At 64.3% G+C, this 21,109-nt stretch carries 23 protein-coding genes; 5 read left to right on the top strand and 18 right to left on the bottom strand.

Annotation, left to right across the window (positions count from 1 at the left end; genetic code table 11):
• Positions 1-2: 2 nt before the first annotated feature.
• Genes A5760_RS05695 through A5760_RS05670 form a run of 6 tightly spaced genes read right to left on the bottom strand, consistent with a single transcriptional unit; the run spans position 3 to position 6,518 of the window.
• Positions 3-1,118, bottom strand: coding sequence for an MCE family protein (locus A5760_RS05695; protein WP_064878519.1), 1,116 nt, complete (start codon positions 1,116-1,118; stop codon positions 3-5).
• Complete coding sequence (locus A5760_RS05690) at positions 1,115-2,161, bottom strand: MCE family protein (protein WP_064878518.1); 1,047 nt, start codon at positions 2,159-2,161, stop codon at positions 1,115-1,117. Before A5760_RS05690 ends, A5760_RS05695 begins: the two co-directional genes overlap by 4 nt.
• Entirely contained in the window at positions 2,154-3,233 is a 1,080-nt protein-coding gene (locus tag A5760_RS05685) for an MlaD family protein (protein WP_064878517.1), read from the bottom strand. The genes A5760_RS05690 and A5760_RS05685 overlap by 8 nt, the downstream gene beginning before the upstream one ends.
• A complete protein-coding gene (locus tag A5760_RS05680) occupies positions 3,230-4,789 on the bottom strand; it encodes an MlaD family protein (RefSeq protein WP_064878515.1) in 1,560 nt (519 codons plus the stop codon). The genes A5760_RS05685 and A5760_RS05680 overlap by 4 nt, the downstream gene beginning before the upstream one ends.
• The gene (locus A5760_RS05675) at positions 4,790-5,647 is read right to left on the bottom strand and encodes an ABC transporter permease (RefSeq protein WP_064878513.1); all 858 of its coding nucleotides are present in this window, start codon (positions 5,645-5,647) and stop codon (positions 4,790-4,792) included.
• A 1-nt stretch (position 5,648) separates the two neighbouring features.
• A complete protein-coding gene (locus tag A5760_RS05670) occupies positions 5,649-6,518 on the bottom strand; it encodes an MlaE family ABC transporter permease (RefSeq protein ID WP_064878512.1) in 870 nt (289 codons plus the stop codon).
• A 320-nt stretch (positions 6,519-6,838) separates the two neighbouring features.
• On the opposite strand from A5760_RS05670, the gene A5760_RS05665 reads away from it, so the two are divergent.
• Both A5760_RS05665 and A5760_RS05660 read left to right on the top strand, forming a co-directional pair.
• On the top strand, positions 6,839-7,447 hold the full coding sequence (locus tag A5760_RS05665; protein WP_064878510.1) for a hypothetical protein: 609 nt from the start codon (positions 6,839-6,841) through the stop codon (positions 7,445-7,447).
• On the top strand, positions 7,438-8,193 hold the full coding sequence (locus tag A5760_RS05660) for a hypothetical protein (protein ID WP_064878508.1): 756 nt from the start codon (positions 7,438-7,440) through the stop codon (positions 8,191-8,193). The genes A5760_RS05665 and A5760_RS05660 overlap by 10 nt, the downstream gene beginning before the upstream one ends.
• A 55-nt stretch (positions 8,194-8,248) precedes the next feature.
• On the opposite strand, the gene A5760_RS05655 is transcribed toward A5760_RS05660, so the two are convergent.
• The 4 genes from A5760_RS05655 to A5760_RS05640 all read right to left on the bottom strand — a co-directional run bounded on the left by A5760_RS05655 (position 8,249) and on the right by A5760_RS05640 (position 11,090).
• Positions 8,249-8,812, bottom strand: a complete 564-nt coding sequence (locus A5760_RS05655; RefSeq protein WP_064878507.1) for an arsinothricin resistance N-acetyltransferase ArsN1 family B — start codon at positions 8,810-8,812, stop codon at positions 8,249-8,251.
• Positions 8,813-8,854: 42 nt separating this feature from the next.
• Entirely contained in the window at positions 8,855-9,292 is a 438-nt protein-coding gene (locus A5760_RS05650) for an SgcJ/EcaC family oxidoreductase (RefSeq protein WP_064878505.1), read from the bottom strand.
• A 35-nt stretch (positions 9,293-9,327) separates the two neighbouring features.
• The gene (locus A5760_RS05645) at positions 9,328-10,053 is read right to left on the bottom strand and encodes an esterase (protein WP_231122554.1); all 726 of its coding nucleotides are present in this window, start codon (positions 10,051-10,053) and stop codon (positions 9,328-9,330) included.
• A gap of 113 nt (positions 10,054-10,166) precedes the next feature.
• Complete coding sequence (locus A5760_RS05640; RefSeq protein WP_064878501.1) at positions 10,167-11,090, bottom strand: DMT family transporter; 924 nt, start codon at positions 11,088-11,090, stop codon at positions 10,167-10,169.
• A 170-nt stretch (positions 11,091-11,260) separates the two neighbouring features.
• On the opposite strand from A5760_RS05640, the gene A5760_RS05635 reads away from it, so the two are divergent.
• Entirely contained in the window at positions 11,261-12,112 is an 852-nt protein-coding gene (locus tag A5760_RS05635) for a LysR family transcriptional regulator (RefSeq protein ID WP_064878498.1), read from the top strand.
• Between the two features lie 28 nt (positions 12,113-12,140).
• On the opposite strand, the gene A5760_RS05630 is transcribed toward A5760_RS05635, so the two are convergent.
• The 5 genes from A5760_RS05630 to A5760_RS05610 all read right to left on the bottom strand — a co-directional run bounded on the left by A5760_RS05630 (position 12,141) and on the right by A5760_RS05610 (position 17,026).
• Complete coding sequence (locus A5760_RS05630) at positions 12,141-12,776, bottom strand: TetR/AcrR family transcriptional regulator (RefSeq protein ID WP_196772000.1); 636 nt, start codon at positions 12,774-12,776, stop codon at positions 12,141-12,143.
• 62 nt (positions 12,777-12,838) lie between these two features.
• Positions 12,839-15,715, bottom strand: a complete 2,877-nt coding sequence (locus tag A5760_RS05625) for an RND family transporter (protein ID WP_082279358.1) — start codon at positions 15,713-15,715, stop codon at positions 12,839-12,841.
• Positions 15,712-16,149: an MmpS family transport accessory protein gene (locus A5760_RS05620; RefSeq protein WP_196771999.1), complete on the bottom strand. Its 438-nt coding sequence runs from the start codon at positions 16,147-16,149 to the stop codon at positions 15,712-15,714. The genes A5760_RS05625 and A5760_RS05620 overlap by 4 nt, the downstream gene beginning before the upstream one ends.
• 330 nt (positions 16,150-16,479) lie before the next feature.
• Positions 16,480-16,659 (bottom strand): hypothetical protein, encoded by a 180-nt coding sequence (locus A5760_RS05615; RefSeq protein WP_064878496.1) that lies wholly within the window; start codon positions 16,657-16,659, stop codon positions 16,480-16,482.
• Between the two features lie 13 nt (positions 16,660-16,672).
• Positions 16,673-17,026, bottom strand: a complete 354-nt coding sequence (locus A5760_RS05610; RefSeq protein ID WP_064878616.1) for a UBP-type zinc finger domain-containing protein — start codon at positions 17,024-17,026, stop codon at positions 16,673-16,675.
• 163 nt (positions 17,027-17,189) lie between these two features.
• On the opposite strand from A5760_RS05610, the gene A5760_RS05605 reads away from it, so the two are divergent.
• Together A5760_RS05605 and A5760_RS05600 are read left to right on the top strand one after the other, a co-directional pair.
• The gene (locus tag A5760_RS05605; protein ID WP_064878614.1) at positions 17,190-17,528 is read left to right on the top strand and encodes a nitroreductase/quinone reductase family protein; all 339 of its coding nucleotides are present in this window, start codon (positions 17,190-17,192) and stop codon (positions 17,526-17,528) included.
• Positions 17,529-17,643: 115 nt separating this feature from the next.
• The gene (locus tag A5760_RS05600) at positions 17,644-18,519 is read left to right on the top strand and encodes an alpha/beta fold hydrolase (protein WP_196771998.1); all 876 of its coding nucleotides are present in this window, start codon (positions 17,644-17,646) and stop codon (positions 18,517-18,519) included.
• Positions 18,520-18,544: 25 nt separating this feature from the next.
• Here A5760_RS05600 and A5760_RS05595 read toward each other — a convergent pair whose 3' ends face one another.
• From A5760_RS05595 to A5760_RS05590, 3 genes are all read right to left on the bottom strand, one after another.
• Positions 18,545-19,222 carry a Crp/Fnr family transcriptional regulator gene (locus tag A5760_RS05595; protein ID WP_064878494.1) on the bottom strand — a complete coding sequence of 226 codons (678 nt, stop codon included), beginning with the start codon at positions 19,220-19,222 and terminating at the stop codon, positions 18,545-18,547.
• A 165-nt stretch (positions 19,223-19,387) separates the two neighbouring features.
• On the bottom strand, positions 19,388-19,519 hold the full coding sequence (locus tag A5760_RS27535) for a hypothetical protein (RefSeq protein ID WP_269198673.1): 132 nt from the start codon (positions 19,517-19,519) through the stop codon (positions 19,388-19,390).
• A gap of 118 nt (positions 19,520-19,637) precedes the next feature.
• Positions 19,638-21,071 carry an FAD-binding oxidoreductase gene (locus A5760_RS05590; RefSeq protein ID WP_064878492.1) on the bottom strand — a complete coding sequence of 478 codons (1,434 nt, stop codon included), beginning with the start codon at positions 21,069-21,071 and terminating at the stop codon, positions 19,638-19,640.
• Positions 21,072-21,109: the final 38 nt, after the last annotated feature.

Below are 21,109 nucleotides of genomic sequence, written 5' to 3'. Positions count from 1 at the left end.
CGCTACTGCCCCATCGCCGAGAGACCGTCGAGAATGTAGGTCAGGCCGAAGTCGGGTCCGTAGTCTTGCAGTGTGCCTGTGCTGCAGCCGAGTTGGCGCAAGTGCATGAGGTTGCAGAGTTCCTTGGCGGACTGGCTGTCGGTAAGGGCCTTGTCGAGCAGCCCGTGCACACGTATCGCTCCGTTGTTCTGATCGACTGTGTTGTACAGGTTCTCCAGTGTCATGGGGAGCACGTCAAGCATTTCGGACACTCCGCGCTGATCTTCGACGATCGTCTTGGCGACGGTGTCGCCGTTACGCACCGCCTGCTTGAGGTTGTCCCGGTTCTGCTCGAGCAGCGTGGTGATTTCTTCGAGGATCCGGTTGATGGTGCGTCCGGTGGTACCGGCGCCGAACTTCTCGTCGGCGAGCATCTGACTGAGTTGGCGCGTCGTCGAACCGAATTGACGCACTTTGGTGTCGTTACGGGCGGCGGCCTCCGTTATCGAGCTGAGGTCGGTGATGATCGTGGTCAACTGCTCGCGGGTGGTCCCACCACGCTCGGAGCTCAGGCGCAGCGCGTTGGATAGCTGGTCGAGAGCAGACAGAATTTTCTTGCCGTTGCCATCGGTGATGGCGACCGCGGAGTCACTCAGGTCGGCGACGGGGCCCCCACCCTTTCCGTCCCCCTTCAGCGATTTGGAAACCTTGTCGAGCATGTCGAGCACGCGATCGAAAGCCACCGGCGTCTTGGTTCGGGTCAGCCCGATCGTGTCGTGGTTCTTCAGCACCGGCCCGCCCCGGTAGGGCGGAGTCAATTCCACCTGCCGGTCGGTGAGGATGGAGGTGGTGATGGTGACCGCGCGGGCGGCCGCCGGGATCTTGACTTTCTTGTCCACCGTCAACTCGGCTTCCACGTAGCTGCCTTTGGACGTGACCTTGCTGACCTTGCCCACCGGCATGCCCAGCACCGCCACCACATTCCCTTCGTAAAGCCCCGCGGCGCTGTCGAATTGCGCGGTCACCGTCATGGTGTCCAAGCGTGACTTCACGTAATGACCGACCAACCCGATGGCGACGGCGGCCAGCGCCGCGACCGCGGCGCCCACGGCGATGAGTTTGGGCGTGCCGGAGGTCATTTGCAGTCCTTGAAGTACTGGATCATTTTGAACTCTTTGGCGCGACCGCTGATGGCACACATCCATGAATCGATGGCGAGGCCGTTGGGAAGGTTGAACTCGACGACCGGCCCGTAGCCCGTGGCGTTGGTCAGGCCCCGCAGCGCCACCGGCGCGACCTGCAGGAGGTTGCGCAGCAAGTCATCGTGTTGGCCGACCATGTTCGTCAGCTGGTGCAGGTTCGCGAACAGCTCGTCGAGCAGCGGCCGGTTGTTGACGATGATCTTGTCGAGCTGGTCGACAAGATCCGTCAGTCCGGCGAACATGGCGTGGAAGGTGGCCTCGCGGGCCACCAGGTGTCCGAGCAGATCCTGCCCCTGATCCATCAGATGCCCGATGTTGGTCTGCTGGCGCCTCAGGGTATTGACTACTCGCTGAGTGCTTTTCAGTAATGTGCCGAGTTGGCCTCGCCGATCTGCGGTGATGGTCGAGAGTGTCTGCAGATTCGCGACCGCCTGCGGTATCAGTGGTGGCACGCCGCCAAGTTGCTTGCCCAGCACCGCGAGTGACTGCGCGAACTGGTCGGAATCAACCTGCTCGAAAGTGGTGGTGGCGTCTTCGAGTAGTGACTGCAGGTCGTAGGGCACCTCGGTATGGGCCAGGCTGATCGTCTGGGCCGGCAGGGAGCCCGAGCCGCCGGGCACCAGCTCGAGATAGCGCGAACCGAGGATGGTCATCACCTTGATCACCGCTCGGGTGTCCTTGCCGAGGATGATGTTGTCGCGCACGCTCAACCCGGCTTCGACGTGATCCCCATCGAGCTTCATGCTGGTGACGTGTCCGACCTCTATGCCGGCGATGGTGATGGGGTTGCCGGGTCGCAGCGTTGCGGCTTGCAGGAATTCGGCGGTGTAGTGGGTGTAGCCGATACCGAGCAGCTTGATACCCAACGACACCGCGACGAGAACGGCGACGACCGCCAGTCCCGCCAGCCCCAGCCAGGTCCTGTTGTATGACTCCAGCGGACGACGCCGCGACCACCGGGCCTTGAGTGAGTCAGCCATTCGCCATGTTCCTGCATCGCGGGGTATGCCACCCCATGTTCTTGGTGGTGATCGGATAGGCGTTGCCCGGTGTGGCCGCGTTGACGATGAATGTCGTGATGTCGTTGAGCCCCGGGAAGAAGCCGGTGGCGTTCAGGTCGCACGCGTAGGCATTGCCGTAGGAACCCTCACTGACGGCTCGCGCAAACCCCTTGAGTAGCAGTGGGAGGTTGTCTCCGGTAAAGGCCAGCTGGGGTTCGATGCCGACCATATGCTTGCTGAACCCGGGCTCTCGGGTGATGAGGTCGTTCAACGACGGATCCACGTCGTCGGCGATCGCCGAGAGCCGACGGGTCACCCGGGCGATCGACCCCACCGAGTCCTGCAATGACGCACGGCGGACGTCGAAATTGGCGACCACATCACGTGTTTGGTCGAGCGCGTGATCGAGGTCGTCATTCTGCCGGGCGACGGTGTCGGTGACCCTGGTCAGGCTGCCGATGAGGTCGCCCAGGGATTGATCGCGCGCCGACAACGTCCGGGTGATCGTCGACGTCTGCTCCACCAGCAGCGGGATGGACGCCTGATCACCCTGTAGCGACTGCAACACGCCCTTGGTCAGGTCGTCGGCGTCCTTGGCATTGAGCAAGGTGAACAGCGGCTCGAAACCGTTGAGCAACTTACCGACATCGAAGGACGGGTCGGTCTGCTGCACCGGTATCACGCCTCCGGCGGGGAGCAGGGCCCGGTTGCCGATTTCGCCCAGTGACAAGCCCAGGTACCGCTGCCCGATGATGTTCTGGTAGGTCACCGACGCGACCGTGTTGCCGTACACGTGCTGCTCGTTTTCGACGATGAACGAGACCTTCGCCAATTTGCCGGTCAGTTCTACGTTTTCGACGCGGCCGACCCGTACGCCAGCCATTCGGACGTCATCGCCGACGCGGAGCCCGTACACGTCGGTGAACATCGCCGCGTACCCAGTGGTCGGCCCGGCCACGTCTCGCCGCAGGGTGGCGTACACCATCCACGTCACGGCGATGGCGAGCGCCATGAACATCGACAGGCCGATCAGCGGGCCACGCACTTTCATTTCGGCCCACCCGCCCGCTGCCGCTGGGGCTTCAGCGAGACCGTTGTGCCGCGCGCCACCGGGCCGAGCAACAACTGCGTAGCCACCGACGCCGACCGCCCCTGGCCGGTGATCCAACCCAGCTGGTCACGCTCGTGTTGGCTGCCAACCGGACCGACGTTGCCGCCGTACCCCGATGGTGCGACCGCACCGGGTGGTCCTGGGCTTGGCGCCGGCGGCGGACCCGAAGGGGGTGGCGCGTCGTCGGGATCGGCGGTTCCCGGGACTCGGGGAGCCGGGCCGGTCGGCCACGGCCACCACGGCAACGGCGGATTCGGGTCCTGCAGGCTGGGGTTGGGGTTGTACAGCGGCGGTCCGACGGGAACGAGGTTGTTGTCGGGCCCGATCTGGGTTCCCGGGGGCGGCGCCAGATCGGCGGGCGGATGGTAGTTCTGCGGCAGCAGAACCTCGGGCAGGTCGGGGCGCACCGCGATCGTCGGGGCGGTGTAGCAGCTCGGTCCGACTAGCTGGCCGTAACGCGGGCAGTCGGCGCGCGTGTAGGTGTAGGTCGGGGTCAGTGCCAGATTGACCCGCATGTTTCCCGTGTCGAGTTCGGGATCCCACACCTCTTCGAAGAACTTGTCCGACAACCGGTTCAGCCTGGTGAAGATGGGCACGAACTTGTCGCTGTGCAACGCGAAGACACCCAGGGCGGGCGTGAGATTCTGCGTCATCTCGATCAGCTGATCGGTGTGGTTGTCGAACGCTTGCCGGCTCACCCCGAAGGTGTGGTGCGAACCGGTAACCAGAGACCGGAACTGCTCACGCTTTTCGGCCAGTGTCTGCATCGGTTTGACCGCGTCATGCAGGACGTCGACAAGGTCGGGCGCTGTGGACTGCAGGCCCCGGGTGGCATCCAGCAGCGCGGAAACTGTGGACGGTCCGGGGTCGGTGGTAACGATGCCGTTGAGCTCATCGAGCACCCGCGTCATCTGCGCACCGGCGGTGAGCAGCGCGCCGCGTCGGTTATTGGTGGCGGCCGCGACGGCGGCCAGTATTCCGATGCTGTGGTCTTCGCGGCCCCGGCCGGTCGCGGCGAGGATGTCACGCAGCTTGCTGATCGTGGTCTGAAAGATCACCGTCGAAAGCTGCGCGTCTTCGGGGATGCGTGCCCCGCTGCGGATGCTCGAACTCGGACCTCCGTCGACGAGTTGCACCGACGAGACCGCGAACACGTTACTGGGCACCACACGCGCGGTTACCGCACCCGGAATGTCGTTGGCGTATTCGGGTTTGAGGTTGATGTGCACGTAGTTGGGTTTGCCGTAGGCCGCCGGGACGACGTTGTCGACGGCGCCGACGAGCAGCCCGTGATACTTCACATCGGAGCGGGCGGGCAATCCGTCACCCACGTTCGTCAGCTCGGCGACCACGCGGATGTAGGCGTTGAGCCGGCCGGTGGACTTCAGCAGGAGGCTGCCCGTGACCAAGCCCGCTATCAGCAGCACCGCGACGCCCATGGCGAGCAGCTGGTGGTCGGAAGGGCCCCGCCCGTCGAAGTCCAGTGAATTCGGCATTCAGCCACCGAATCTCGCGCCGGCGTCGATGCTCCACAGCGCCATCGTGAGCAACATGTTGACCATGATCACCACGGTGATGCTCGCCCGCATCGCATGCCCGGCGGCTACCCCGACACCCTCGGGGCCGCCGGAGGCATAGAAGCCGTAGTAGCACTGCACGGTGGACGAAAGCCAGACGAAGACAACGCACTTGACCACCGAGTAGGCAATGTCCTTGGCGCTCAGCATCATCGTGAAGTAGTGCAGGTACGGCCCGACGGACCCACCACTGATCACCTCGGCGACGACCTGACACGTCAGATAGGTCACGGCCAGGCAGGCGACGTAGAGCGGGATCACGGCGATCACGGAGGCCATGAGCCGCGTCGTGACCAGGAACGGGATGGGGCGGATGGCCAACGACTCCAGCGCATCGATCTCTTCGGCGATGCGCATGGCACCCAGCTGCGCGGTGAACCTGCAGCCGGCCTGCATCGCGAAAGCCAGCGACGCCATGATCGGCGCCAACTCGCGGGTGTTGACCAGCGAGGAGATGATGCCGGTGGCCGGCCCCAGGCCGAGGAGATTGAGGAAGTTATAGCCCTCCACGGCGACCAGTGCGCCCGCGGTGAATCCGAGCACCACCGCGACGCCTGCCGTGCCGCCGCCGACGACGATCGAGCCGTTGCCCCACGCGATATTCGACAGCAATCGCTGGAATTCCGTGCGGTATTGGCGCAGCACGGACGGGACGGCGAGCACGGCCCGCACGAAGAACAGCAGCATGTGCCCCAACCGCATGGTCGGGGCGGTCGCGGCCCGATAGGCGCCGACGATCGGTCGGGCCAGCGTGGGGACGTAGGTGGACGCCGTCATGTCACAGCCCCGTCCTGGGGTACAGCGCGTTGTAGAGCTCGCTGATCCCGACGTTGACGATCATCAGCACCAGGATCGATTCCACGACCGCCGCATTCACCGAGTTCGCGACTCCGGCCGGGCCGCCCTTGGTGAATAGTCCTTTCTGGCAGGCGATTACCGCCACGATCGCGCCGTAGATCACGGCTTTGAGCAGCGCGACGATCATGTCCTCCGTGGTGGCGAACGACGAAAACGTCGCTACGAAGCTGCCCGGCGCGCCGCGCTGGAAATAGACGTTGAAGAGGTAGCTGGCCAAAAACCCTACGAAGCAGGTGATTCCGGTCAGGGCGACACCGACCATGATGGCCGCGGCGAAGCGGGGCACCACCAGGCGGCGGATCACCGAGACTCCCATGACCTCCATGGCGTCGGTCTCCTCGCGCATGGTGCGGGAGCCGAGGTCGGCGGTGATGGCCGAGCCGACGGCGGATGCCATGAGGACCGCGGCCACCAGCGACGCGGCCTGCCGGATCACCGCGAGTCCACTGGCCGCCCCGGCGAGTGACGTGGCGCCGACTTGGTTGGCCAGCAGGGCGAACTGGATGGAAAGGGTCACCCCGATCGGCAGCGCCACCAACACCGTCGGCAGCACCGCCGTGGCAGCCATGAACGCGCCCTGGCGGATGAACTCCGCCCATTGGAACCGCCCGGTGAACAGGTCGACCATGCAGTACTCGATGGTGCGTATCGCGAGGATGTACTGCTCGCCGAGGGTGTTGAGTGACGCCAGGGGGTGCCGTACGACGTATCCCGTGGACCACTCTTGGAGAGTGGCCACGCTGTCGGGCGCTCGGTCGTCGTTGAGCGAGCGGTCGTTCTGGGCTGTCATCGCCGGACGCGCCGCAGGTAGCGATGTTTGTCGGTGAACGTTCGTTGTGCCCCCACGGGCGGCTATGTTAACTGTTGCTCAGCTTCTGGGGAAGGTCTCGGTTAACAGAACTGAGCCGGTCCTGCCGACGCACGGGCGCTTACGCATGCGTAATGACTAGTGGTCATTACGCTGTTTGCCTGCTAGCAGCCACTTGACGCATTGTCGACTTCGCGGGAAGATCGCCTACCTAGACGCTGATGTTAATGGCGGTTTCGCAACGAAATTGGTGGTTCGGTATTCGCTGGCCGCGCGATATCGTACTTCTTGAGGAAGAGCGGATGGATCTGACGAGGTTGCGACGGGCAGGTAGCGGCCTGGCGTGCGCCGGAGCGGCACTCGCGGCCGCCCTCGTGCTCCCCGGCCAGGCCGCCGCCGATCCGGGTCAGCCGCCGCCACCGTTACCGGTGTTCACGCCGGCACCCAGCGAGTGGTCGCCGAACTTCGATATCTGGCCGTACAACACATTCACGGCACGCGTGACACCGGAGATGATCGGGGGCATGTCGGACTCCTGCCAATGGTTCAAATCGCAATTCGATCCGCTGATGGGCCAGATCAACGACTTCAACCGGTACCTCGGTGACCAGCATGACGACTACTCGGTCGGTGGCGTGCAGGGGGACGCTCACGCCGTGGTCGCCAATATCGACCAGTCGACGGCCTTTCTGGCACCGCGAGTCAAGCCGCTGATCATCACCAATCAGCCCGATAACTTCGGGCCGTATTCGCCGGTGTATGGCGGTGAATCAATGACCCACTTGGCATTTCAGCTATCGCGAATCAGCGACAGCATCAAGAGAAAGGATCCGTCAGGAGTCACCCATGCGAACATCGTCTCGGCCACCGGCTGGGCGAACGCGCTTCGTGATTCCGGCGCATGCAACTGATGAACTCTCGCCCATCGCTACGAACAGTCGGCAACCCAGGAACATGGTTGGTGAATCGCTTCCGCGCCGCCGCGGAGGGGGTCGGAGACGAAGCGCCACGCCCACCAGCGCCCACAACGGCGGAAGCCGGTGGGACAGGCGAAGATACGCCGCCTGCCGACGCTACCCCCGACGCCGACGGTGATGGCGCGGACACAGCCGTTCCTGACGAGGCGCTTGACGAGGGCGCGAATGTCACCGGCGATGCGCACCCCGATGGCCAAAAGGGACGGCGCAGCAACGTCGCTCGCTGGGCGGCGGCCGGAGTGTTGGCCACGGTGCTCGCCGGGGCGGGCTATGAGGGCTGGCTGGTGTTTCAGCATCACCAGAAGGATGTTGCGGCCGCGCAGGCGCTCGATGCCGCAAAGAAGTACATCATCACGTTGACCAGTGTGGACACCAATGCGATTGACAAGAACTTCACCGATGTCCTGGACGGCTCCACCGGTGAGTTCAAGGACATGTACACCAAATCCAGTGCCCAGCTGCGTCAGACGCTCATCGACAACCGGGCGGCGGCGCATGGAAGTGTGATCGACGCCGCGGTCCAGTCCGCCACCGAAGACAAGGTGGACGTCGTGCTGTTCGTCGATCAGTCGGTGAGCAATGGGGCCGCGCCCGCGCCGCAGCTGGACCGCAGCCGGGTCAAGATGACCATGGAAAAAGTGGACGGCCGTTGGCTGGCAAGCAAGGTTGAGCTGCCGTAAAACCGTTGTGCCGCAGGGGGTGCGGTTAGGGGTGACAGGCCCTTCCTTTGGTCCGCTATCGGGTGTATGCCACGAGCGCGGCGTCGAGGGCCTGATCGGACAGCCGGCACCAGGGCTGCGGCTCGGCCGGGGCCGGGGGCGGGTCGACCAGCCGGCGATGCCACCAGCCGACATCCCACCATGTTTCGTGCTTGAAGCCCACGCCGTAAAAGACGCCTACCGGTGTGAAGCCCAACGCTTCGTGCAGCCCTACGCTGGCGGGGTTGGGCAGCGAGATACCCGCGTAGGCGTTGATGTAGCCCTGCGCGACAAGCACATTGAGCAGCGCGGTGTAGAGCCGGCGGCCGTGGCCTTGGCGGTGAATCGATCCGTCCAGGTACAGCGACACATCAGCAGACCAGCGGTAAGCCTCGCGCGCCCGGTGCGGGCTCGCATAGGCAAACCCCTTGACGCGCTCGTCATCGGTGACGACCAGCCAGGGCAGACGCGCGAGCGTTGTGGTGATCCTCGACCGCATCTCTTCGGCATCTGGGGGCGTCGCCTCGAAGGAAATCGCCGTGTCGCGCACATAGGGCAGATAGATTTCCGCTACCGCATCGGCATCCTGCGGTGTCGCCATTCGCGCCCTCATGACCACACAACGCTAGTCGGGCGGCAATGGTCAGGAAAACAATTTTGCCATTAGTGCTTCAGCGACCCGCCGATGTGTGGTGTTCTGCGACGCGGCGAGCTGCCAGCGGCCGTCCGACCGGACGGCGACACTGGTGTTCACGCGGGCTCTGCGCCGATTGCGCCGTCGCCCCCCTTTGCCCACCGACGCGTTCGCGTGGACGAGCGCGACATCGGGGGTGAGAAATCGGACCTCGGTGATGTCTATCAGCAGCCGTGTTCCCTTGAGGAGCCGTCGGAACAGCGGAACATACGATGCCGTGATCGCGTCACGCCCCGTGTAACGCCTGCCCAGAAAGGTGATGTAGTCGGCGTCGGCCGTGAAGACGCCGGCGTAGGCGGCTGGATCGCCTGCGGCCCAACCTTTTACTTGCTGATCGATGAGCGCACGAATGGCTTTTTCGTCGGCCCGCTGGTCGCCGCTTGTCATGATGCCTCCCGCAGTTGCACCACTATAGCGGCCGGTTACGCGATGTCGGGACTGATCATCGAAGCGATCATGTTGCGCGGCACCGATACTTGGGTGGCCTCCATCGCCGGCTGCAGCGCGTTTTGGTCGAAGAAGAACACGATCGCATCATTGGTGATCGCGAAACTCTGGTAGTTCGCCGGCTGGAGTCCGGTGGCCGGCGGAATCGACACGGCCGCCCGATAGCGGTCGGCGAGGGTCTTCTGCACGATCGGCAAGATGGACTGCAGCGGTTGGGTTCCCGGCTGGAAAAGGGAATCGAAGGTGATCGGCTGCTGAGTGGCCACGTTGTAGTTGAAGGACTTGTACCAGACCAGAGGATGGGCGGCGCCGAGGTTCTGATAGATCTCGGTGACCACGGACTGGGTACCCGTCGGTTGGGGACCGGAGCTGTATCGCGTACCGGTAACCTTCAGCGCGGTGGGCGATTTCAACGAATTCAGCGGTCCGCGGGCGTTGCCGAAATCATCGTTCACCCTGGTCAGATAGCCAATGATCGCCTGCTCATCGGGGTAGTTGGCCGGAAACGTCATGCTGATGTCCGAAAATGGCCCCGAGGCTTCGAAGCGGCACATTTGATTCGCATCGACACTCGCCGGATTGCACAGTTGCACGTCCGCGCCGGCCACCGCAGGGCCGGTGAATGCGGCCGCCGTCGCAAGGACCGCCACCGTCATCGCTACCCGCCGTGATCTGATCCGCCGCCCGTTGTCCGAGTTCACCACGCCTCCGTCGAATGTTCCGCAGGGAGCATTGTCACAGATCGGCTGCGGTGGACGAGCGGATGGTGGACAAGCCTATTGGCAGGGCCTCCCGGCCGGATGCGGGCGGGAACTCATCGCGGTGCGTCCTGCAGCTCGACCTGCGGCAGGGTGGCGGCGGGCGTGCCGGCCCTCGCCGCTCGGCGCCGGCCGGATGCCCGGGTGTTGATCCAGCACGCGACTCCGCCCAGCACCAGCCCGACCGCAATGCCCTCGTCGGGACGTTGGCCCAGGATGATCCACGACAGCACTCCAGCCACGGCGGGGATGACGGCGAACAGCATCGCGACCGCCGTCGCGCCGTGGGTGTTGATGGCACGCACGTAGAGGCTCACCGCCAGCGTGGCGTTCAACAACACCATGCCGCTGACCGCGATCACCGCCTTGATGCCATCGTGCACCGTGAACGGCGTGACCATCGCGAGTGCCGATGCGGGTATCAACCCAACGGCATTCTGCATCGCACTCATCACCCGGAAGTCAACACCGGTGCAGAATCGCTGTTGATAGACACCGCCCGCCGAAAGGCCAAGCAGCCCAACGACAAGCAACGCGATGACAGGGTCGGCGCCACGGGTGCTCATCAGCCTGTGCGAGCAGGCGGCCAGCACCGCGACGACGCCGAACACCAGCGCAATCACGCGCAACGTACCGAGCGGTTCCCGAAGGAACATCGCCGCCAGGATCGCGGTAGCCACCGGGTTCATTGCGATCACCACCGCGCACAGCACCGCCGGCGCTCCGAGCTGAACGGCCTCGTACAGGCAGCAGAACTGCACGCCCTGGATCAGCAGGCCGGTCACCAGGACGTGGCCGAATTGCGCTCCCCGCGGCCAGCGGGCCCTGGCCAGCAACGACCAGATCGCCAGAATCGTTGCGGCCAAACTGAACCGCAGCACGAGGGCGGCCATCGGCGTCATCGCCGTTACCGCCAACGTGCCAATGGGATATCCGAGCGCGTAAAAGAACGTCACCGCCGTGGCGGTGGTCGCAGGCATGCGCGGCAAAGACATGCCACCCATGTTCGCGTGGTCGACCGACGCAGTCCAACGATTATTGGCGATCACGATTGATTACAGGACCTTATCGGTCGTGCTGCCTGGGACGTTAATTCGGGGGACCACAGGCGATGATTGATTAGTCACACTGATCGGATTACAGTGCGGCTATGGCCCAGGTGCTCGATATCGCGCCGCTGCGCAGCCTTGTCGCCGTCGCCGACTGCGGCGGCTTCCACCGCGCGGCCGCAGCCCTGCACCTGAGCCAATCCGCGGTCAGCCAGCATCTGCGCCGAATCGAAGCTGTGGTCGGCGAACCGATAGTGCAGCGCTCGGGACGCGGGGTCGTCTTCACCGAGGTCGGCCAGAAGGCACTGCGACATGCCCGCACGATATTGGCCGCGCACGACAACGCACTCGACGACCTGGGCGCCACGGAACACAAGGTCCTGACAATCGGCGCCACCGAGCACGGCGCCGACGTGATGCTGGCCGGCCTGTCCCGGGTGTTGCGTGAGCGCCTCCCCGACCTGCGGGTGCGCTTCCGGCTCGACCGCAACGTGTCGCTGGCCGACTCGATCGATCGCGGTTTGGTCGATCTGGCCATCATGCTGGACGGGGCGGGTCTGGATCGCGCTAACGCATCGGGATTGGTTCGGTTGCAGTGGGTTTCAGCGCGCGCGCTGACGATCTCGCCGCGAGAGCCGCTGCCGCTGGTGATTTTCGCCGAGCCGTGCACATTGCGCGAGCCGGCCTTCGCAATTCTGGAAAGCCACCACATCGAGTACGAGATCGCCGCCGAGTCCAGCGATTTGTCCGGCCTCTACGCGGCGGTGCGATCGGGGCTCGGTGTGGCTCTGCTGCCGATGATCGGCAAGTTCCCCGACGGGCTCAGCCCGGCCGAGGGGCTGCCGTCCGCCAACAGCGCCTCGATACTGGTCCGCGGTCGTACCGGCGTTGACCCCGACCTGCTGAGCACCGTCGACAGCGCGGTCCGCGACTTACTCGCCGCCGCAACCTGATCCGCTCAAGCCCGGCGTCGAACCGAATTCACCGCTTTCTGACGTCGCGCCCAGCGTCCGGTGTCTGCACGGCGGGCAGAATCAGCGTATCGATCACCTGCCGGATGAATTTCGCATCGACGCTCTGTCCGCTGATGACGCGCAAGAGGCCCATTGCGGTCAGGACGTCGGCGACCAGCGACCAGTCGCGGGTGGCGGAGATTTCGCCGCGGCCTGCGGCTCGCGCCAAAACGGCCGACAGCACACGTCTGCCCTTGAACAGGATCAGGTCATTGAGCGCGGTGGCGAGTTCGGGATCATGCGCAGCCCCCAAGGCCACTCGCAGCACGAGGTCATTGGTGATCAGGGAGTTGTCATTGCGCTTGGCGCGCTTGACGACGGCGTCGAGGTCGCCGGCCAGACTACCGGTGTCAGGGGCGTCGTCCTTGAGTAGATCCGGCCGCCAGTAAACGAGAGCGTCGGTCATCAGGGCGGCTTTTGATGACCAACGCCGATAGATTGCGGCCTTGCCGACGCCGGCCTGTGCCGCGATGTCATTCATGTTCGCCGCGTCATACCCGTGCTCGGCCAGAGCCGCCAACGCGGCATCAAGGATCGCGGGATCGCGGGATCGATCCAGCCGCCCCTCGGTGCGCTGGCGAAGTTTCGATTCGGGTTCTGCCATTGGTCCCGGCCTGTCAGCTGACATTGTCATTGTCGACAGCTTGGCAGACCGGCCGATGCGTTTCACCTTGCCGTCAGTTGTGGGATCGGCGCGGTGCGCGGATCGGCGTCCCGATCTTCTCGATTTTTCTGCCTGGTCATGCGGATGGTGTTGATCGGCCACCAGAACCAGTGCCCGAGCGCAGCCGCGATCGAGGGGGTCATGAAGGAGCGCACGATCAAGGTGTCGACCAGCAGGCCCAAGCCGATCGTGGTGCCGAGCTCGCCGATCACGCGCAGCTGGCTGACGATCATCGACATCATGGTGAAGGCGAATACCAGCCCGGCGGCGGTGACGACCCGACCAGAGGCGCCCATGCCTCGGATGATTCCGGTGTTGAGCCCGGCGTGGATTTCCTCCTTGAGCCGGGAGACCACCAGCAGGTTGTAGTCCGATCCCACCGCCAACAGGATGACGACCGACAGCGGCAGCACGATCCATTGCACGCCGAGCCCAATGAGGTCTTGCCACATCAGTACGGACAGGCCGCAGGCCGTGCCCAGGGATGCGGCCACCGTGCCGACGATGACCAACGCGGCGACCACGCTGCGGGTGATGATCAGCATGATCGCGAAAATGAGGATCAGCGAGGAGATGCCGGCGACCAGCAGGTCGATGATGACGCCTTCCTGCATGTCGCTGTACATCGACGCGGTCCCGGCCAGGTACACCTTCGAGCTCTCCAGCGGCGTTCCCTTGATGGCGTCGGCGACCGCGTCCTTGACGCCGGCGACGTGCTTGATTCCCTCGACCGAGGCGGGGTCGCCCTGGTGGGTGATGATGAACCGCACGGCGGTGCCGTCGGGCGAAACGAACATCTTCAGGCCACGTTTGAAGTCGGGGTTCTTGAAGACTTCCGGCGGCAGGTAGAACGAGTCGTCGTTCTTGGCTTCGTCGAAGTACTGCCCCATCAGCGTCGAGCCCTCGGCTCCCTCCTGCTGGTGGGCTTGAATGCCGGCCATGGTGCTGTGGGTCGAGAGCATGAAGTTACGCATCGTCTTCATCGAGTCGATGGTCTTCGGAAGATCCGCCAGCATTTGCGGCATCAGCCGATCCATATGGTCGAGATCCACTGTGAGCCCAGATATCTGGTCAGAGAGCTCGTCGATGCCGTCGAGCGCATCGAAGAGGGAACGCATCGACCAGCAGACCGGGATATCGAAGCAGTGCTTTTCCCAATAGAAGTAGCTTCTGATGGGTCGGAAGAAATCATCGAAGTCGGCGATATGGTCTCGCAGTTGGTTGGTGGTGTCGACCATCTCGTGTGTCCTGCCGACCATGCTGTGCGTGGTCGCCGTGAGCTCTTTCATCACGCCGTACATGTGCTCCATGACGGCGATCGTCTTGTCCAATTCGTCTGCCTGCTCGAGCATGTTGGCCATCGTGTCGTTCATGAACTTGGCCGTCTGCAGCGTGCCGGAGTTCTGCATCGCGATTTGGAACGGAATCGAGCTGTGCTCGATCGGCGCACCGAGCGGCCTGGTGATCGTCTGCACGCGCTCGATGCCGCGAAGATGGAAGACGCTCTTGGCGATTCGGTCGATCACGAGCATGTCCGCCGGGTCGCGCAGATCATGATCGGCCTCGACCATCAGCAATTCGGGGTTCATCCGCGCTTGCGAGAAGTGCCGTTCTGCTGCGGTCATCGCGGCATTGGCGGGCATATCACTGGGGGTGAACTTCTGGTCGTCGTAGTTGGGCACATACGTCAGCAGGCTGATGAATCCGATGACCGCGATAGCGGCGGTGACGACGATGATCGGCTTGGGCCACCGCACCACGGCGGTACCCACTTTGCGCCAGCCACGCACATCGACTGCGCGTTTGGGATCGAACAAACCGAAGCGCGAGCCGACCGCCAGTACCGCCGGCGCGAGCGTCAGTGCGGCGAAGACGATCACCAACAGCGCTATAGCACACGGCAATCCCATTGTTTGGAAGTACGGGAGCCGGGCCGCGGTCAGACACAGGCAGGCACCCGCGATAGTCAGGCCCGAGCCCAGGATGACGTGCGACACGCCGTGATAGGCCGTATAGAACGCCTCCTCGCGATCTTGGCCGATCGACCGCGCTTCGTGATAGCGACCCAGCAGGAAGATGACGTAGTCGGTACCCGCAGCGATGCTGAGCATGGTGATCATGCTGACCGCGTACGGCGTCAGGCCGATGATGTTGAGATTGCCCGCCGTGGCCGCAACGCCTTGCGCCGCAAAGAGTTCGATGCCGATGACCATAAGGCACAGGATTGTCGTGACTATCGACCGATAGACCATCAGCAGCATGACGAAGATGACGCCGATGGAAACCAAGGCCATCATCGCCATGCTCTTATGACCGACGAGACTGGTATCGGCATTGAGCACGGTGGTGCCGGCCACGTAGGCCTTGACGCCCGGTGGCGCAGGCGTGTCGGTGACGATCTTGCGTACGGCGGCGACGGACTCGTGGCTAGGAGTCGTACCTTGCGCACCGTTGAGGAAGACCTGCACATAGGCCGCCTTGCCATCCGGGCTCTGCGACCCGGCAGCGGTTAATGGGTCGCCCCAAAAGTCCTGAACATTCTGCACATGCGCGTGATCGTCCTTCAACTTGCTGACGATGCGGTTGTAGAAGTCATGCGCGCTGTCGCCGAGTTTGTCCTGTCCTTCCAGGACCACCATCGCCGTCGAGTCCGTATGGAATTCGTTGAACTTGTCGCCGATGTGCATCATCGATTTGAACGCCGGGGCGTCCCGCGGGGTCATCGGCACCGAATGCTGGTCCGCGACGGCGTCAAGAGATGGGGAGAGCACGCCCAAAGCGACCGCGATGAACACCCAGGCCAACGTGATCGGCAGCGAGAGGGCTCGGATCAGGCGCGGAATGGCCGGCCGCCTGGGCTGTAGATGCGGGTTGCTCATACGGATTTCACCAAGCAGTAGATGAACGGTTGGTAGTCATTGGTTTTGCGGTCGTCGCGAACCTGGTCGTCGACGATGACGCGACACCGGAGCGCGTGTACCTCTGTGCTGGCCTGAGCGACGATATTGGCCGACATCGACGGCAGTGTGGTCACGATCGTGAACGACCACGGCAGCGGGGCAGCTTCGACGAGGTGGGGCTGGCCATTTTCGTCGAGGTAATTGGCGTTCACCGTGCCGCTTGGGGTACCGGTTATTTCATACGTGATGTGCTTGGGGTGGAACGGTTTCGTATTGTCGCCACCGCCTTCGCCGCTCGTGACACCGCCGTGCGCGCCGAACGTGTCACGGATGCGGATCACCGCGTAGGCGCCGACGGTTATCACGACGACGAGAAGCAGGGGCAGCCATGCTCTTCGCGCAATGCCGAGCATCCGTTGCCTCCCTCCCACTCTTCGCACGACCGTGGCAGCGCGCAGCGGGGCACCCTCGCCGGACGCCACCCGCGAACCCCGGTCGCGAGACGGAACTCGAGTTCCGTGAACCGGTCGTCGAGAACTGTACAGCATGGCTCGGCAACTTTCTCACCGGAGCCGGGGCACGACATCCCTCGCATTCGCACCACGGCTTGGCAGTAAGTCGACCCGGCAGTGACGCAATTCCAAGAGGGGGTGCTGCCCGCTCTCGCCGAGCGATGGCGAAATCACCTGCCGCCAAGGGTTTCCGCTTTTATGCCGACTGGTTCGCCGGCTCCGCGGCACCGCTCACGGCATCATCGGCGACGGTATGCCCAGCGCCGTGGTGACGCCATCGGTGTCGTATTCCAGCCGCTCGGATTCGGTCCAGGACGGTACCGTGAATCTTTCGAGGAACGTATCGGGTTGCCCAACACTGTGATACAGCGGCCAACTGTGGCCCAGCGCACCCGCCACGCGAAGCTTCACGGCGACCAGCGCGTCAGCCGTCTCGATGGCGGAGCACCTCGAACCAGTTGTGTGGCACGCGCCCGCGGGGCCCCGGAACCGACTGGTCCTCGGGCCGGCACTCGGGTGGCGCCAGCTCCGGGCCATCGTAATAGTCGTTGGCCTCGTAGTTCCAGAACCAGTCCTCGCCGGGCTCGAACGACCGGATGATCGGATGCCCCGTCTGCTGCCAGTGCTTGGTCGCATGACGAGACAGCGAGTCGTCGCAGCAACCGATGTGCCCGCAAGCGGCGCAGCGCCGCAAGTGCACCCACCAACCACCGACCTCATCGCACTCGAGGCAGCCCATGCCGCTGGGCGGCACCGAAGGGTCGACAGGAGCAGTCATCAGCGCCTTCTTCCTCGCTTGCGGCAACCGCTGGAGCATCTGCGCGGGATGCTACCTCCATGTGTAGCGGGGCGACATCACGTCGAGTTCCAACGGTCGACTATTCGCCGGAATTTGCTGCGATACTTTTAACGTGAGTCCCAACAACCTTGGCCGCCTCCTGATGCGAGCCGCACCTGTTTTCAATGCGCCGATAGCCGCGCTGGCCAACTCGCGCCGCTTCGGCCGGCTGATTAATCGCAACATCACGATGCTGACCTACACGGGGCGACGCTCCGGACGCACGTACAGCATCCCGGTGGCCTACCGCCGTTCCGGCGGCGACATCGTCATCAGCGTCAACATGCCCGACGCGAAGACGTGGTGGCGGAACTTCCTCGACGCCGGTGGGTCCCTGACGTTGCGGCTTGACGAGACCGAACGCGCCGGACACGCCGTCGCCACCCGGGACGAAAAGGGAGCGGTAACCGTCACGGTGCGGCTGGCCGAGACGAATTCGTGAATTCCACATTTCCCGCCCCGGCGAGCCGCTATTGGCCGTGCCGAGCGAAACCTGGATTAAGACAACGCGGTTGAATCCTCAGGAGGTCGGAAAACTGTTTTCCCGCTCGCGCCAGATGCCTATTACACCGTCCTGGTTCACCACCGCGCTCGATCAAAAACCGGACCACTGTGACGTCGACGTCGACGGTTGCCGCATACACCTGCGCGTCTGGGGCGATGCCGACCAACCTCCGGTGGTGCTCGTCCACGGTGGCGGAGCGCATTCAGGGTGGTGGGATCACGTCGCGCCGTTCTTTTCCCGCACCCATCGGGTGATCGCGCCGGATCTGTCGGGCCATGGCGACAGCGAAGCACGTGGCAGTTACGACCTGCGAATCTGGGCAAGTGAGGTGATGGCGGTCGCCGCAGCAGCCGGGCCCGCCGGACGTCCGACGATCATCGGCCACAGCATGGGCGGCTGGGTCGTGTCCACGGCGGCGATGCACTACAGCCAGCAGATCAACAGCATGCTGGTCATCGACTCCCCGTTGTGGGAGCGTGCGCCGGAGGAAGGGCGGCTACGTAGGCACAAACACAACCACTACCGGACGAAAGATGAGATCCTGGCCCGCTTTACGGCCGTGCCCTCGCAGGAGTTGATCCTGCCCTACGTCCGGCAGCACATCGCGGGCGAGTCGGTGCGCAGAACCGACGAAGGATGGATTTGGAAGTTCGACCCGGCCATCTTCGGCGGTGAGTTTCTCGAGCCGACGCCCGCCGACGAGAAGTCGTTAGAGACCATGCTGACCGCGATGCGTTGCCGCGTAGGGTATTTGCGTTGCGAAGCCGGCTTGGTGCCACCCGATATGGCCGAACGGATCCGTTCCCTGCTTCAGCTGCGCGGCCCCTTCGTGGAGCTGGCCCTGGCCGGCCACCATCCCATGCTGGACCAACCGCTCGCGCTGGTGGCGACATTGCGAACCCTGCTGGAGTTCTGGTCGATCACCTAGGGCGTGAAACTTGGCTATGCGAGCGTCAAGCCCTTGCGCGGCGGGCCAACTTCGCGGGTTGGTCGATGATGATGGCCTTGCCCTGTTGCCGGATCCATCCGCGTTGGGTGAAGTCCGATAGCGCCTTATTGACCGTTTCACGCGAGGACCCCACGAGTTGCGCGAGTTCCTTCTGCGTGAGGTGGTGCTCGACCATCACCGAGCCCCCGTTGCTGGTGCCGAAACGCATTGCCAGATCGAGGATTTGCTTGGCTACCCGGGCGGGGACGTCAGTGAAGATCAGGTCGCACAGGGTGTTGTTGGTGTGCCGAAGTCGGCGTGCCAACACCCGCAACAGCTGCTCGGCGATTTCGGGGCGTTCGACGATCCAGGTCCGCAACGCGTGGCGGTCCATCCGCACGGCTTCCAACTCGGTGAGGGTGATCACCGTCGAGGTTCGCGGGCCGGGATCGAACAGCGCAAGCTCACCGAACACGTCCCCGGGGCCCAGCACCGCGAAGACGGTTTCGCGACCGTCGGTCGTCTGATGGCGGATCTTCACCGAGCCCGACAGGATGACGTAGAGGTCGTCGCCCAGCTCGCCCTCGACGAAGACGGTGCGCCTGCGCGGGAACGATACGTGCTGCAGGTGGCGAGCCAACGCATCGACCGCATCGGGAGCGATCCCCTGGAAGATGCCGGCTCGCGCCAATACCTCGTTCACGCCGCCCCTTTCAACGCGTTTCGCACGGCGTTGCGCGCACTAGGCGCTGCTCCAGAGTGGGGGGCGTCTTTGCGCGCGGTCCAGACCTTACACCAGGGCGCGGTTCCGTAACGTAGCAGGTCGCGCCCGCCAACTTCAGCCTGGAACGAGAGCCGGGTGAGCCATTCAGGCGGCCGGCGTGGTCACCGCCGACGCGATGGTCACCTCGGAGTACAGGTTTCCGCACGAATCGCAATGCACCTGATATTCGAGCTTGTCGTCATCGCGCTCAAGAAACCGGTACTGCGCCCACGCCATGCAACGCGGGCACCGTGCATGACCGTGCTCGATTGCCATTCGCCAACCCCTTAACTCACCACAGACACACTGGAAAGTACCCAGTGCGGAGCCGGGCTAACCATCGGTTGATTGGCGGCTAGTAGTTCAGCCCCGAGTACATGACGCGGCCGGGATCGTATTTCTGCCGTACGGCGCTCAGCCGGGACAGATTCGGGCCGAAATAACGCGACGGAGGCTGGTTGGCTTCGATGTAGTTCACGTAGCCGCCGACCGAATACTGTTGCACCGCTTGATGTGCCGTGTTGAGCCAGTTGGTCGCGGCCGCGGGATCGCCCGTCTCCACATACCACTGCACCAGCGCCGACTGCCGGCGCCATGGAAAGGCGGTGGCGCCTGGCCCCACCGTGGCGAGGGCGCCGTCCATAGCGTGCATGATGGCCAGCATTCGGCCGGCACCGCGGGGAAAGGCATTGACCGCCGACGCGATCCCCTGCGCCACCCCCGCATTGACGGTGGCGAAGACGTCGGATCCTCCGACGTACCCGAGCGGTGACGGGTTGAGGTTGCCGACGGCCAGATAATTCACCAGGTCCATGTAGTTGAAGGTGTGGTTCTCGGTACCCGATGGCTGCAGCCCCACCGCCTGGGTGATCGCGGCCGCGGCGCTGCCACCCGACCCGGCCGGGCAGGTCGCCAGGATTCGACAGTGCACGCCCATCGGGTCGACGGTGGCGTCTGCGAGCGCCCAACTGTTGCGATCGGCGGTACGAAGCCAGTTCTGCCAACCGACGAGGACCTGCGCGAACGACTGCGGCGGGAAGTTGAGGTTGACGACGTCGACGTCCTTGGTGGGGAACGTGGCGAAGGTGAGCGAGGTCGTCACGCCGAAGTTGCCGCCGCCGCCGCCGCGCAGTGCCCAGAACAGGTCCGGGTTGCTGGCAGCGGAGGCGGTGACCGCCTGGCCACTGGGCAGCACCACCGACGCTGACGTCAACTGATCGCAGAGCAGGCCGGCGTGCCGGGATTGGGCTCCCATGCCGCCGCCCAGCGCGTGCCCCGCGGCACCGACCGACGGACACGTACCGGTTGGGACGCCGCGACCGGCCGCGGCCAGCGTCCGGTGCATCGTGTACAGGCTCGTCGCCGGCGTCACCGTCACCTGCCCGGTGGCGGCGTCGTAATTGGCATCCCCGGGCAGTTGGCGCAGGTCCAGCACCATGGCGCCGTTGGCGGTCGACGCGCCGATGTAAGAGTGCCCGCCGCTGCGCGGGGCGACCTTGAGGTTGTGGGCGGCCGCGAAGGCCATCGCCTTCTGCACGTCGGCCGCCGATGTCGGGGTGACCACCGCCGCGGGAGTCAGCCCGTTGTAGTTGGTGTTGAAAACCTGCTTGGCCCCGGCGAATTGGGGGCTATCGGGAAGCAGCACCTTACCGCCGAGAGCGGTGGACAGACCCTCCCAACCGGTAGCCCTTGGATCGGCGGCGACCCGGGGTGCGCCGAGGACCGCGCCGGTGGCCAACGCTCCCACAGCGCCTCGCAGAAACGTCTGCCGCGAGAACTCACGCGCCATCGTCGGACTCCCGCGATTGCGTCATGCCCGAATTGTCA

The sequence above is a fragment of the Mycobacterium colombiense genome (assembly GCF_001665835.1).
Lineage (GTDB): Bacteria > Actinomycetota > Actinomycetes > Mycobacteriales > Mycobacteriaceae > Mycobacterium > Mycobacterium colombiense_A.
Note: the sequence above shows the minus strand (reverse complement) of the source record. Positions and strands in the feature narration are given on the sequence as shown.

What these genes read in the sequence shown, in the direction of transcription:
- A5760_RS05695 (WP_064878519.1), bottom strand. Translation starts at nt 1,118, where the DNA reads ATGACCTCCGGCACGCCCAAACTCATCGCCGTGGGCGCCGCGGTCGCG.
- A5760_RS05690 (WP_064878518.1), bottom strand. Translation starts at nt 2,161, where the DNA reads ATGGCTGACTCACTCAAGGCCCGGTGGTCGCGGCGTCGTCCGCTGGAG.
- A5760_RS05685 (WP_064878517.1), bottom strand. Translation starts at nt 3,233, where the DNA reads ATGAAAGTGCGTGGCCCGCTGATCGGCCTGTCGATGTTCATGGCGCTC.
- A5760_RS05680 (WP_064878515.1), bottom strand. Translation starts at nt 4,789, where the DNA reads ATGCCGAATTCACTGGACTTCGACGGGCGGGGCCCTTCCGACCACCAG.
- A5760_RS05675 (WP_064878513.1), bottom strand. Translation starts at nt 5,647, where the DNA reads ATGACGGCGTCCACCTACGTCCCCACGCTGGCCCGACCGATCGTCGGC.
- A5760_RS05670 (WP_064878512.1), bottom strand. Translation starts at nt 6,518, where the DNA reads ATGACAGCCCAGAACGACCGCTCGCTCAACGACGACCGAGCGCCCGAC.
- A5760_RS05665 (WP_064878510.1), top strand. Translation starts at nt 6,839, where the DNA reads ATGGATCTGACGAGGTTGCGACGGGCAGGTAGCGGCCTGGCGTGCGCC.
- A5760_RS05660 (WP_064878508.1), top strand. Translation starts at nt 7,438, where the DNA reads ATGCAACTGATGAACTCTCGCCCATCGCTACGAACAGTCGGCAACCCA.
- A5760_RS05655 (WP_064878507.1), bottom strand. Translation starts at nt 8,812, where the DNA reads ATGGCGACACCGCAGGATGCCGATGCGGTAGCGGAAATCTATCTGCCC.
- A5760_RS05650 (WP_064878505.1), bottom strand. Translation starts at nt 9,292, where the DNA reads ATGACAAGCGGCGACCAGCGGGCCGACGAAAAAGCCATTCGTGCGCTC.
- A5760_RS05640 (WP_064878501.1), bottom strand. Translation starts at nt 11,090, where the DNA reads ATGCCTGCGACCACCGCCACGGCGGTGACGTTCTTTTACGCGCTCGGA.
- A5760_RS05635 (WP_064878498.1), top strand. Translation starts at nt 11,261, where the DNA reads ATGGCCCAGGTGCTCGATATCGCGCCGCTGCGCAGCCTTGTCGCCGTC.
- A5760_RS05630 (WP_196772000.1), bottom strand. Translation starts at nt 12,776, where the DNA reads ATGGCAGAACCCGAATCGAAACTTCGCCAGCGCACCGAGGGGCGGCTG.
- A5760_RS05625 (WP_082279358.1), bottom strand. Translation starts at nt 15,715, where the DNA reads ATGAGCAACCCGCATCTACAGCCCAGGCGGCCGGCCATTCCGCGCCTG.
- A5760_RS05620 (WP_196771999.1), bottom strand. Translation starts at nt 16,149, where the DNA reads ATGCTCGGCATTGCGCGAAGAGCATGGCTGCCCCTGCTTCTCGTCGTC.
- A5760_RS05610 (WP_064878616.1), bottom strand. Translation starts at nt 17,026, where the DNA reads ATGACTGCTCCTGTCGACCCTTCGGTGCCGCCCAGCGGCATGGGCTGC.
- A5760_RS05605 (WP_064878614.1), top strand. Translation starts at nt 17,190, where the DNA reads ATGCGAGCCGCACCTGTTTTCAATGCGCCGATAGCCGCGCTGGCCAAC.
- A5760_RS05600 (WP_196771998.1), top strand. Translation starts at nt 17,644, where the DNA reads ATGCCTATTACACCGTCCTGGTTCACCACCGCGCTCGATCAAAAACCG.
- A5760_RS27535 (WP_269198673.1), bottom strand. Translation starts at nt 19,519, where the DNA reads ATGGCGTGGGCGCAGTACCGGTTTCTTGAGCGCGATGACGACAAGCTC.
- A5760_RS05590 (WP_064878492.1), bottom strand. Translation starts at nt 21,071, where the DNA reads ATGGCGCGTGAGTTCTCGCGGCAGACGTTTCTGCGAGGCGCTGTGGGA.